Annotated in this window: 9 protein-coding genes; 5 read left to right on the top strand and 4 right to left on the bottom strand. The window is 41.5% G+C overall.

The window, feature by feature from the left end; all coding sequences use genetic code 11:
• Positions 1 to 150: 150 nt before the first annotated feature.
• A complete protein-coding gene (locus CS921_RS11595; RefSeq protein ID WP_099224069.1) occupies positions 151 to 2,958 on the bottom strand; it encodes a MucBP domain-containing protein in 2,808 nt (935 codons plus the stop codon).
• Positions 2,959 to 3,288: 330 nt separating this feature from the next.
• The gene (locus tag CS921_RS11590; protein WP_099224067.1) at positions 3,289 to 6,090 is read right to left on the bottom strand and encodes a MucBP domain-containing protein; all 2,802 of its coding nucleotides are present in this window, start codon (positions 6,088 to 6,090) and stop codon (positions 3,289 to 3,291) included.
• A gap of 251 nt (positions 6,091 to 6,341) precedes the next feature.
• On the opposite strand from CS921_RS11590, the gene CS921_RS11585 reads away from it, so the two are divergent.
• Positions 6,342 to 7,196, top strand: a complete 855-nt coding sequence (locus tag CS921_RS11585; protein WP_099224065.1) for a metallophosphoesterase family protein — start codon at positions 6,342 to 6,344, stop codon at positions 7,194 to 7,196.
• 50 nt (positions 7,197 to 7,246) lie between these two features.
• On the opposite strand, the gene CS921_RS11580 is transcribed toward CS921_RS11585, so the two are convergent.
• Positions 7,247 to 8,755 (bottom strand): IMP dehydrogenase, encoded by a 1,509-nt coding sequence (locus CS921_RS11580; RefSeq protein WP_099224063.1) that lies wholly within the window; start codon positions 8,753 to 8,755, stop codon positions 7,247 to 7,249.
• 152 nt (positions 8,756 to 8,907) lie between these two features.
• On the opposite strand from CS921_RS11580, the gene CS921_RS11575 reads away from it, so the two are divergent.
• Complete coding sequence (locus CS921_RS11575) at positions 8,908 to 9,165, top strand: YdeI/OmpD-associated family protein (RefSeq protein WP_099224061.1); 258 nt, start codon at positions 8,908 to 8,910, stop codon at positions 9,163 to 9,165.
• A gap of 36 nt (positions 9,166 to 9,201) precedes the next feature.
• Here CS921_RS11575 and CS921_RS11570 read toward each other — a convergent pair whose 3' ends face one another.
• Positions 9,202 to 9,564, bottom strand: a complete 363-nt coding sequence (locus CS921_RS11570) for a DUF4180 domain-containing protein (RefSeq protein WP_099224059.1) — start codon at positions 9,562 to 9,564, stop codon at positions 9,202 to 9,204.
• Between the two features lie 179 nt (positions 9,565 to 9,743).
• Here CS921_RS11570 and CS921_RS11565 point away from each other — a divergent pair, with 179 nt between their 5' ends.
• The 3 genes from CS921_RS11565 to CS921_RS11555 all read left to right on the top strand — a co-directional run.
• Entirely contained in the window at positions 9,744 to 10,103 is a 360-nt protein-coding gene (locus CS921_RS11565; RefSeq protein WP_099224057.1) for a DUF4259 domain-containing protein, read from the top strand.
• A gap of 15 nt (positions 10,104 to 10,118) precedes the next feature.
• The gene (locus CS921_RS11560; protein WP_099224055.1) at positions 10,119 to 10,586 is read left to right on the top strand and encodes a YfbM family protein; all 468 of its coding nucleotides are present in this window, start codon (positions 10,119 to 10,121) and stop codon (positions 10,584 to 10,586) included.
• Positions 10,587 to 11,011: 425 nt separating this feature from the next.
• Positions 11,012 to 12,378: adhesive domain-containing protein (locus CS921_RS11555; protein WP_240422352.1), on the top strand; the 1,367-nt coding region annotated here is incomplete at its 3' end.

The following is a 12,378-nucleotide window of genomic DNA, read 5'->3' as shown; positions in this document are numbered from 1 at the left end:
TGGATTTCGGCACTGTTAAACCTTATCAGCAACACGTGTATTATATTTATCTTCATTCATCACAAAAAAACCAGAAATACTCCGTTGCCACCATTTCCTAAGATGGGCATGACGAGATTCCTGGTTCTTTTTCATTTTTAAAATTTGTTATTAAGGAGTATCCTGTAGCGTCCAGTTAACCGTACATTCATAACTGTCACTTCGCGGTCGATACCCGGGCAGTGTCAAGTAGAAACCGTCTTGTCCTTCTGCCCAATTGCTGGAAATGACGACAGGGCTGGCGTCTTTTGTTTGAACATCGGCCACTTCGATCGCTGCTTCTGCCGATAGTGGATAAACTTGTCCGTTTTGATGGTAGCTGAGATAGGCAGACAAATCATCCTTGCTAGACGCTCCTACTAGGGGTGTCTGTAGTTGAAGCATTAATTTCCAACTGCCGCCAGTTCCGCGAGCATCTGTGACAGTTAAATCGTCATCTGCTTTCCCATAATATGTCGTCTCACTATTAGGGATTGAATGATTTCCAAATGAGATCGTATTAGGTGCAGAACTAAACTTCAATTCGCCATTCACAATATCCAAATGAACCGTATTGGAATTGGCTGAAAATGTATTGCCACTAGTGAAACTTCCATTTACAGTGGCGGCTTGGTCAATTGTGGCACCAATCTCAACTGTCGGACTGATTTTTGCATCAAAAGTTAAAGTCAGCTTTTCCGAGCGTTCCGTGTCCTTGGTAGTCAAATTGGCTGTAAGGGTCCGGTCGGCGGCTGAAAATGTTCCACTTCCTACAGTGTTCCCCGCCTCGTCCGTAATTTGAATGTTACTGATGTCGGTAATATTCTCATCGATCTGATTCAAAGTAAAAGTAGCTGCATCATAGTAATAGCCTTGTTTTACGCCATAAGGGGTGTTAAAAGTATACGAGTAGCGCACCGTATCACCAGGAGCCGCCGTGGTGATTTCGGCATAACTATCGCCTTGTTTCGCCAACGCTTGCCCCGTCAGCGCATAGTCAATCGTTTCATACGTATAGGTAACAGTCGTATTTTTAGCTGCGAATGTCCCCTGAGCCTCCCCATCAACGCTAGAAAGCGCATAGCCCTCTATTTCTTTAACTGTAGTCTGATAATCGGTTCCGACAGCTCCAGTGAGCACTTCATCGGGAGCCAATGTTTGTCCATTCGTATCCACATATTTAGCAGTCACAGTCGGATATGTTTCTGTGAAGTTGAAGGTGACGAGATTGGATGGATAGCCTTCAGTATCAATCGCATAAAATGTAATAGTATGCTTCGTCCCCGGCGTAAAGGCTTGCCCGTTCAGGATATCTTCTTCTGAAATGGTTTGTGTCCAGTCTATCGAATGCCCTCGTGTAGGATTCGCAACTTTATCACCGAATAGTACGGCATCCTGATCGTCAATTTTATAGTATAGGTCAACATAATCACTATTTAAATCGTTCCAAGTACCTGAGAATTCAAGATCATCACCATAATAGATCGAGTCATCTTCCAAATTATCAATTTCTCCTAACATTTTAGGTGGACTGCTTTGTAGTGTAATCGTGAATTCACTTGTGCGGCTTTCATTCGCTTCTAAAGAAAAAGGCTGTGTTTTAAAGTAAATACTGGAATCTGTGTTAGCCGTATAGAAGGAGGTATTGCCGCTATGGGCATTTTCAGTTTCCTGCCCTATTGACGTGGGATACTGGAAATGAATCGCGTTATTATGAGGAGTGCTTGAAATAATACAGCTATTGCTGAGAGTGTCTCCTTTCCAATTTGGGAAACTGTTAGCTCTTTTGAAAATATAAAACAGGCGATATTCTTCATCGTCCGTCTCAATGTAAAGTCCTTCGTTTTGGCCAATATACTTAATGGGAACATAATCGTTTCCATCTAGTTTTGTATCAGCGCGCGCGCCCAATGTAATGTCTTCCACTTTTGCATCTTCAAGACTTGTCAGCGTTTCAGTGACTGACACGTACCCGCTTGTAGTGCCGTGCATTTCTATAGACATATTGAAAGAGTAAGTGATGCTATTCTGTGTAATGGTAAAATCAAAAGACAACTTTTGTGCTAAAAGACCATTTGAATCAGTTTTTGTATAATAATGGATGTTACTCTGTGATGAAGGGCTACCTCTTCTTGAAAGAATAGACGAACTATCTGGCTCGGCTCCGATTAAAATATCTATATTGCTGGATGTCATTGAGTTTTTATCCTGTCCAAAAAGTGAATAAATAGCACGGTTAGCTACTTTATCATAAATATAAGCACCAGGAGCAATATAGGCAGTGTCATCTAGACTAACAGTGGTACCTTGAAGATTTTTACCGCCAAATTGATAGTATAGTGTGGTACTCGAGTCCACTTCAATGGTGCTTGCCTGATAGGTAGTTTGTTCTGTCCATCCATCCTGCTCCGCTTTTAATTGCAGCTGACTACTGTTTTCTGCTACAGAAGAGGCATCGCTAGTAGGGGTGGATGTATCAGTGTCATTATCATTATCATTATCATCTTCATCGACAGTTGTTTCTGGTGTCTGTGCAGTTTCTTCTGTGGCTGGTTCAACAGTAAAATCAATAGAAGAACTATCGGCCCCACTTTCTACTGCAATATTATAGTCACCCGATTTTGCGGCTGAAAGAGGGATATTTATTTGAGTCGGCATAGCATTTTCTTGAGTGGGCGTAATAATTAATTGATCATCGTTTTCCTCAACAGAAAAAGCATCATTAGTACTTTCAGATGTAGGTGTATATGTAATATTCTCAGGCAGATAGACGACGAGTGAAGTGGAAGCAGAGGCATTGTTAATTTCTAAATTAAAAGTTTGGTTTTCTTGAATATTGCTTTCAATGTCTAAAGTTACATTTTCTTGTGAACTTGCAAAGGTAGCAAATGACCCGATAAAGGTCAAAAGAACAAGGCAAAGTAACAAGATTTTTTTCATATAAGTTTTTCCTCCAGATGTTAATTATAGAGTAATCTAATTTTATTATACGCTCTTTAAAAAGCATACTAGTCCTTGATTAATACAAAATCAGGTGTTTTTTATGAACAATTCGTGAAGTTCAAATTATATAGTCGTGCTCTATATTCGGGAAAATTTGTTGACGGGAAGATAAAATAGTATTCGTTTATGCTGTAATAAACGAAAATTCGAGCGTGAAATCATGGCAATGCAACAGCAGTACAAGTATAGTATTTATTAAAATTGGCTTAGTATATTGAACTGTAAAAATTGAAATACTATAGATCCTAATTTAGTCTAAAATCCGTATCAAGGAGCGGATTGCAATGTCCAGGTGGCCGTACATTCATAGCTGTCACTTAGAGGGCGAGACCCAGGAAGCGTTAAATGAAAACCGTTTTGCCCCTTCGCCCAATTGCTGGAAATGACGACAGGATTGGCATCTTTTGTTTGGATATTTGCTACTTCCATAGCGTCCGTTGTTGATAGTGGATAAACCTGTCCGCCGCGATAGTAGCTGAGATAGGCAGTCAGATCGTCCTTGCTTAATGTTCCTTGCAGGGGCGTCTGTAGTTGGAGCATTAATTTCCAGCTACTGCCAGCCCCGCGAGCATCCAGTACAGCTAAATCATCATCTGCTGTCCCGTAATACGTTGTCTCATTGTTAGAGATGGAGTGACTTCCAAATGAGAGCGTATCAGGTGTAGAAATAAACTTCAATTCACCGCTTACAATATCCAAATGAACCGTATTGGAATCGGTTGAAAATGCATTGCCACTTGTAAAACTTCCATTTGTATGTGCAGTCTGGTCGATTGTAGCACCAATCTCAGTTGTCGGACTGATTTTTGCATCGAAAGTTAAAGTCAGCTTTTCTGAGCGTTCTGTATCTTTAGCAGTCAAATTGGCTGTAAGTGTTCGGTTTTCAGTAGAAAATGAACCGTTTCCCACTTCTTTTCCTGTACTGTCCGTAATTTGAATGTTGTTGATTTCGGATATGTCATCATCAATCTGATTCAAAGTAAAAGCTGCTGCATCATAGTAATAGCCTTGTTTTACGCCATAAGGGGTGTTAAAAGTATACGAGTAGCGTACCGTATCGCCAGGAGACGCTGTGGTAATTTCGGCATAACTATCGCCTTGTTTCGCCAACACTTGCCCCGTCAGCGAGTAGTTGAGTTTTTCGTAGGTATAGGTAATAATCTTGTTTTCAGTTGTGAACGTGCCCTGAGCCTCACCATCAATAGTAGAAAGCGCATAGCCCTCTATTTCTTTAGCTATAGTTTGATAATCGGTTCCGGGAGCTCCAATGAGTACTTCATCGGGAGCCAATGTTTGTCCACTTGAATCTAAATATTTAGCGGTTACGGCAGGGTATGTTTCTGTGAAGTTGAAGGTGACGAGATTGGATGTATATTCTTCATCATCAGTTGCATAAAATGTGATGGTATGTTCTGTACCTGGCGTAAATGCTTGTCCATTCAGAATTTCTTCTTCCGAAATAGTTTGTGCCCAGTCCCGTGAAGTACCCTTTTCAGAATTCATGAGATCATCTTCAAATAACACTGGATCTTGGCCGTCAATTTGATAGTATAGATCCATATAATCACTATTTAAATCATTCCAAGTACCTGAAAATTCAAGGTTGCCACCATAATAGACCGATTCATTTTCTAAATTATCAAGTGTTCCCGTCATTTTAGGCGGACTGCTTTGTAGGGTGAGGGTGTACTCACTTGTATGGCTTTCGTTTGGCTTTAAAGAAAATGGCTGCGTTTTGAAGAAAATAGCAGAATCTTTTCTATATACATAGAAGGCATCGGTGCCAGCAGCAGCATTTGTTACTTCTTGTCCAGTGGATGTAGGATACTGGAAATGGATAACATTATTACTAGGAGTGCTTGAAATAACGGAGCTATTCGTGAAATAGTCTCCCTTCCAGTTTGGGAAACTGTTTGCTCTATTAAAAATATAGAATAGACGGTATTTTTTATCACTTGTTTCAATATAAAGACCTTTATTTTGACCAATAAATTTGATGGGAACATTATCATCACCATCTAATTTTGTGTCGCTGCGGTCGCCTATTACAATGTTTGCCACTTCTTCATCCCCAAGGTTTGTCAGCTCCTGCGTAATTGACACATAGCCATTTGTATAGCCATGCAGTTCTATGGACATATTGAAAGTATATGGGACTTCGTTCAACATAACGACAAAATCAAAGGCTAATTTTTGTGCTACAAGGCCATTTGGATCACTTTTTGTATAGTAATGCAGGTTATTCCATGATGAAGTATAGCTATTGCTGTTAGTTAAAACCGATGTGCTATTTGGCTCATCCCCAATTAAAATATCAATATGACTGGTTTGTGCATTTATAGCTGAGTCAGTGCTTTCTTGTCCATAAAGCGCATAAATCGCGCGATCTGCTATTTTATCATAAATATAAGCACCGGGAGAAATGTAGGTTATATCATCTAAACTAACCGTGGTACCTTGGAGATATTTATTGCCAAATTGATAGTATAATGTGGTAGCCGGGTCAACATTAATCGCACTTGCTCGGTAGGTGGTTTGTTCTGTCCACCCATCCTGCTCCGCTTTTAATTGTAGCTGACTACTGTTTTCTGCTACGGAAGAGGCATCATTAGTGGGATTGGATGTTTCGGATGTCGCGATAACTACTTCGTTGTCCTTTTTATTCGCAGTGTTTTCTTCTGCAGCTGATTCAACAGTGAAATCAATAGAAGAATGATCGGTCCCGTTCTCCACCACAATACTGTAATCACCTGATTTTGCAGCTGAAAGGGAGATATTTATTTTAGTCGGCATAGTAGTTTCTTGATTGGGTGTAATAATCAATTGATCATCATTTTTTTCAACAGAAAGGTCAGCATCGGTGTTTTCAGATGTAGGTGTATATGTAATATCCTCAGGTAAATAGACGATTAGCGAGGAAGAGGCATTGCTAATTTCTAAATGAAAGGCCTGATTTTCTTGAATCTTATTATCAACTTTTAATGTTATATCTTCTTGTGAGCTTGCAAAGGCAGCAAATGAGCCAATAAAGGTCAAAAGGATGAGGCAAAGTAGTAAGATTTTTTTCATAAAGCGTGTCCTCCAGATGTTAATTATAGGGCATAATCATTTAATTATACGCTTTTATAAAAAAATACTTATCTTTGATTAATACAAAATTAGGTGTTTTTTATGAAGAATTCTTGAAGTTCAAGTTATAAAGTCGCGTTCTATATTTAGGGAAATTTGTTGATAGGAAAATAAAATGGCTTTCGTTATGCTATAATAAACGAAAATTTGAATATGAAATCATGGCATTCTGACAGAGGAGCTGGTGAAAAATGAAGCACAGAATTGCGCTATTAGCCGATGTTCATGGCAATGCAACGGCATTACAAGCTGTAGTGGAAGACAGTATAAGGCAAAATGTGACGGAATATTGGTTTCTGGGCGATTTGATTTTACCTGGACCAGGAGGGGCTGAACTTTTTCAGATTTTGGAGCAGGTGAATACAACGGTGTTTGTTAAGGGGAATTGGGAGGATTGTTTTCTGGATGTACTTGTAGGGAATGTCGATTTGACAGATCCATCCGACTTATATCTTGCCAAATTGTCGCAATCATTATTTCCAAAATTACAAAATGACGAGCTAGGTAAGCTGAAACGATGGCCGCTTCAAGAAATTAAAAAAGTTCATGATTTACATATTGGCATTTCACATAATCTGCCACAACAAAATTATGGAGGCGCCTTGTTACCAACAAATGAGCAGCAGCATTTTGACCAGCTTTTTTCAGAAGGTGAAAATATTGATATAGCAGTTTATGCTCATGTTCATCACCCTTTGATGAGGTACGGCAGTCAGGAACAGCTGATCATTAATCCGGGTTCTATCGGTCAGCCCTTCAATAAGTGGCCGAATTTACAGCCCGACCTAAGGGCACAGTATGCCATTTTAGAAATAGATGGGCGAGGATTTTCAGGGGTGGATTTTAGAAAAGTGGCTTATGATGTGCAAAAAGAAATCGATTTGGCAGAGCAAGCGAGCTGGCCTTACTTAGCCCTATACAAGGAACTTTTGCAGACGGGCAAAGCATACACGCATGATCATGAACTGCTTGGGAAACTGAATGTGGCTTATCAGTATGAAAAAGATGTTCGTCAGTTTCTCGCTAAGCAAATAGTTGAAAATTAGCACATGAAAAAACAGCTGAACCCATTCAATAGGCTCAGCTGTTTTGAAAATTATTTCATCATATTATTTGAAGCGTCCTTCACGACCACGTCATGTGCGCCGCCTTCAACGATTGAAGTGGATGAAACGAGTGTGATTTTCGCTTTTTGTTGTAATTCTGGAATTGTAAGTGCGCCACAGTTGCACATAGTCGAGCGAACTTTGCTCAGGCTGATTTCAACGTTATCCTTAAGTGGTCCGGCATATGGTACATAGGAATCAACGCCTTCTTCAAAGCTGAGCCCTTTTTTGCCGCCCATGTCATAACGCTGCCAGTTGCGGGCGCGGCTCGAACCTTCGCCCCAGTATTCTTTCATATAGGTGCCATTGACATTTACTTTGTTAGTTGGGCTTTCATCGAAGCGGGAGAAATAGCGACCCAGCATGATAAAATCAGCGCCCATCGCTAGAGCAAGTGTCATATGGTAGTCATAGACGATACCGCCGTCCGAACAGATTGGAATGTAGATACCAGTTTCCTCGAAGTATTCATCACGTGCTTTTGCAACATCAATCACAGCAGTTGCCTGACCGCGGCCGATACCTTTTTGTTCACGTGTGATACAGATTGAACCGCCGCCAACACCGACTTTGATAAAATCAGCACCAGCTTCAGCAAGGAAACGGAAGCCGTCTCGGTCAACCACATTACCAGCGCCCACTTTCACGCTGTCGCCATAATTTTCGCGAACGTAATCAAGTGTCCGTTTTTGCCATTCCGAGAAGCCTTCAGACGAGTCGATACAAAGAACATCTGCACCGGCTTCGATAAGAGCGGGCACCCGTTCCTCGTAGTCGCGCGTATTGATACCGGCACCCACGACATAGCGTTTATTTCCGTCGAGAAGTTCTAATTTGTTTTCTTTATTGGAGTCGTAATCTTTGCGGAAAACCATGTAAACCAAGTGCTGATCATCATCAACGAGCGGCAAAGCATTCAACTTGTTGTCCCAGATGATGTTGTTCGCTTCCTTCAAAGTAGTCGACTTGTTAGCTGTTACAAGTTTTTCAAATGGCGTCATAAAATCAGCCACTTTTTCGTCCAGTTCCATACGTGTCACACGATAGTCGCGGCTGGTCACGATTCCAAGAAGTTTACCGTTTGCCGAGCCGTCATCTGTAACTGCTACAGTAGAGTGACCGGTTTCTTCTTTTAATGCAAGCACGTCGGCGAGTGTTTGATCAGGACGGATATTGGAATCACTGATGACAAAACCCGCTTTGTAATTTTTGACACGTTTAACCATTGCTGCTTCGCTTTCAATGGATTGTGAGCCATAAATGAAAGAAACTCCACCTTCTTTAGCAAGTGCAATCGCCATATTGTCATCCGAAACCGCCTGCATGATCGCCGAGACAAGCGGAATGTTCATCGAAAGCGCAGGTTCTTCACCTTTTTTAAATTTCACAAGTGGTGTTTTAAGATCCACGCGAGACGGGATTGCTTCCGCGGAGGAATATCCGGGAACGAATAAATACTCACTAAAAGTACGGGAAGGTTCTTCATAATAAAATGCCAATTTTTAAACACTCCTTTAGTTTTGTTTTTCCTACCATTATTTCAAGGAACCATGTTTCTGTCAATGGGCAATTGGGGAATTTAAAGAAAAGGTAATATTTAACTAGATAATCTGGGTTTTTTAGTAAATATGAAAACAGGAGGAACGAGAAAATGGATGAAAAAAATCCGTATATTCAGGGTGAAAATTTGAAACGCACGATTTATCCAATGCCGAAAGAAATAGAAGAACTTTTGCAGCAGAAGAAATTGATCGAGGCCTACAAACGCCGGCCAGATTACCAGAAAAACGACTACATCGGCTGGATTACCCGGGCGCGGCGCGAAGAAACCCGCATGAAGCGGCTCGACCAGATGGTTGCAGAGCTGGAGCAGGGGGATAGGTATATGGGGATGGATTATCGGGAGTAAGAAAAACAGCCATTTCTACCGTTGAAATGGCTGTTTTTATGCACATAATTTTTGGATGGCCTGCTCTTTTGTAGAGACAAAAAAGATTTGCTGTCCGTTGTTGCATTCATAAATAAAATCGTGCAGCGCCTTGCTTGTATAGCCGGAAAAGTCGCCAATAATCGCGAATTTAATTTGATAATTGCTGAATTTTTGCAGGATTTCGCCGGCCAAACCAGTCCGCAGCGAGAAAAAGTCTTCACTGAAAGCTTCTTTATTTAAGGCGATCCGTGAGCAATCTGTTTGGTGGCTGACTGACAGGATGAAGTCCAGCGCGCTTTGAGTGTCGTGGATGATTAGTTTTTCACTTGTGACGATTGCACAAACCTGCTGATTTAGTGTTTCAGTGCTAACATGCATGGACGTTGACTCCTTTCAATAGTTGAATAATGGTTCATTTTTATTGAAGGATATTAGTTTAACAATTTCTTATATAGGAAGCAAGTGGAAAAAGAGTGTGTATGTCACTTTATGATATAATGGAAGAAATCTAAGGGCACCAAAAAGCAAAATTTATGCAACGAAAGGACTGACTAAAAATGGGTGCATGGGGTTATGAACCGTGGAATAATGACACAGCTGCCGACTGGTTTGGCGGTTTCATGGAAAAAGTAGATACTGCCTATCTTTTGGCGGAAATCAAGAGTTTAGATATGGGTGACGTTGATTATGATGGGGATCGTGCTCGGGCTCTCGCGCATGTGATGGGTGCGCTTGGTCGTACTTACATCTGGCCGAGTATGGAAGCTGACGAATTAGACGAAGCGCGCGCCTATTTGATTACTTATCTGGAAAAAATGATCGAACCGGGTTCCGAATTTATGGACGCATGGGGAGACAATGAGAAAGTCAAAACATCTGTTGAAGAACAAATTGCCACACTTAAAAATTTGAAATAAGAGGTGAACGATTAAATGGGTATGTTTGCTGTTTTTAAAAAAATGACGGAAGAAGAAGTCGAGCGGTACCGCCAGGGCGAGGAGCTTTCCTATGATCAGTTTGACTGTGATATTGATAAAAGCTGGCAGGAAATCCACTATCTGCTGACGGGGGATATTGCGGATGGGGAGCCGCCACTTGGCTATGTGATCCCTCTTGCAGAAGATGTGGAGACACTTGCGGAACCTCGGGCAATGATGGCGGCTATTTTGACACCCGAGCAAGTGCGAGCTGCTGCACAGGGAATTGCACAGATTGATGAACCGGCTTTTGCTGAACGCTTTGATTTTGAAGCGATGGTGGAGGATGAACTCTATCCGCTCAGTTCAGATGAAGATGAGAAAGAGCTTTATGACTATATCTGGGCCCATTTCAATGCGCTACAGACGTTTTATCAAGAAGCCGAAAAAGCCGGCAGCTATGTGGTGTTTGAAATTTGTTAGGTAAATGTAAAAAAGAATGCATAAATCAGAAATGATTCAATGCATTCTTTTTTTGTGAAGCCGCTGAGTCAAGTGGCGCTTTGGAATGACTGATTATCTTTGTTTCAGCATACTTATTGTAGGACACAATGATGTTTTAATAACTGAAAATTTGATGTTTAGAGATGTTGGTTATGGGTATCAAACAAGGGAAAGGAGGGGAGGAGGCTATCGTTGCAGGTTAATCAATCTAGAGCTTTTAGACAAAATGATACTTCACTAGAATTCTACTTATGTACATTCTGCAAATAATGTTCAGAATCTTTGTTAGTGTATCCCTGAACGAGAAAGAAAAGAATTTGCTTGAAAGATGTGCAGTCAAAAGAAGTGGCTTTGAAAGTGATGAACAGATCACTTTAATTGTTTAGCGAAGGGATTTGGTTGTATTGATCAAAAAAAGGTTATTGAAAAAATGTGTCACGATACTGGCGACCGCCAATATTGTCACATTGTCAGCTGCTCTAGGAATATTAGCTGCTTTTTCACCGATAGAATCCTCGCCTGCAAAAGCGGCAGTTTTAGATGCGGAAATATTATCTAATATTACAAGCGATAATAATAGTGCCACTTCGTCAACCGATCGATGGGCGGATGATGGTACAGCAAAAAATGTGAATTTTACGATTGAAGGTGGGGAGCTGGTCGGAGCCTCGACTGTTTTTTCTGGTGAGAAACAGGCCGTGTTAACAATCCCGACTGAACTGCAAGGCAATGTGGCTACAAATGGTGTGGCAACAGTCGATACGAATGTCACGGTACCGCTTGACCAGATTTCAATTTTGACAACAACACTTAGTGCTATCAATAATTTAACCACGGCATTAACAAATATCGCTTCGGGGGGATTGGGCAGTTTAACGGATATCGATATTAATCTGACAGATGTTCAGCAAAAAGTGGATGCGGTGAATAACATTGAGAATCTAGGTGCCGCATCGTTCTCTTCTGATGCAGCAGTATTAGGCGGTGGGACTTACATTTCAGCGCCGATTAGTGATGGACTGGGCCCAGTGATTGCGCAGGATTTATCTGATGCTTTGAATGATTTGAATGCTTCGATTAATACTTTGCAAGCTACAGTGACAAACCCGCTTAACGGTGTAGCGGTATCAGTTGCGGCGACGATCAATACGACACTGCTTCCTTTAAAAGGGGCGGTCACATTGGCCATTCAAGGAGTATTACCACTGATTCAAGTTGGTGGTTCAGGTGTCGGTCAATTGGCGGATGCTTCTATATTAGGTAATACAACAGTGTCAATCCCAACAACGATCAACAGTCCTACCAATCTTTCGGGAGACTTAGATGCAAAATTTGTTGGAACGGTCATCCAAAGTGATCTCATTGATGTGAATTTGCTTAATACGGCCAATGGTGTCTCCTATGTCTATTATGCCGGGGAAGCCGCTGTGGTCACTCCGCCGACAGTTGATAACGTGGCGGGAAACAGTGCAGACGGTTATACGGTGACAGGAACTGGAACAGCAGGCGACACGATTTTGATTCAAAATGCGGGTGGAAATACGATTGGAACGGGAACGGTAGATGGGAATGGAAATTATACGGTGACGCTTCCAGCCGGTAGTGCAGGAGCGGAGGAAGCGTTGAATGCGATTGCTGAAAATAGTAATGGTGATCAAAGCACGCCGACGCCATTTACGACCCCAGCTGACAGTGTGGAGCTTCCTTCTAGCCCGACAGTTGATAGTGTGACGGGAAATAGCACGGATGGCTATACGGTGACAGGAACTGG

The organism is Listeria costaricensis, from assembly GCF_900183385.1.
GTDB classification, from domain to species: Bacteria; Bacillota; Bacilli; order Lactobacillales; family Listeriaceae; genus Listeria; species Listeria costaricensis.
The sequence above is the reverse complement of the archived record's forward strand: the minus strand, read 5'-3'. Positions and strand labels throughout refer to the sequence as shown.

Bases quoted from the DNA above. Each gene is read 5' to 3' on its own strand.
- CS921_RS11595 (WP_099224069.1), bottom strand. From the start codon at position 2,958: ATGAAAAAAATCTTGTTACTTTGCCTTGTTCTTTTGACCTTTATCGGG.
- CS921_RS11590 (WP_099224067.1), bottom strand. From the start codon at position 6,090: ATGAAAAAAATCTTACTACTTTGCCTCATCCTTTTGACCTTTATTGGC.
- CS921_RS11585 (WP_099224065.1), top strand. From the start codon at position 6,342: ATGAAGCACAGAATTGCGCTATTAGCCGATGTTCATGGCAATGCAACG.
- CS921_RS11575 (WP_099224061.1), top strand. From the start codon at position 8,908: ATGGATGAAAAAAATCCGTATATTCAGGGTGAAAATTTGAAACGCACG.
- CS921_RS11570 (WP_099224059.1), bottom strand. From the start codon at position 9,564: ATGCATGTTAGCACTGAAACACTAAATCAGCAGGTTTGTGCAATCGTC.
- CS921_RS11565 (WP_099224057.1), top strand. From the start codon at position 9,744: ATGGGTGCATGGGGTTATGAACCGTGGAATAATGACACAGCTGCCGAC.
- CS921_RS11560 (WP_099224055.1), top strand. From the start codon at position 10,119: ATGGGTATGTTTGCTGTTTTTAAAAAAATGACGGAAGAAGAAGTCGAG.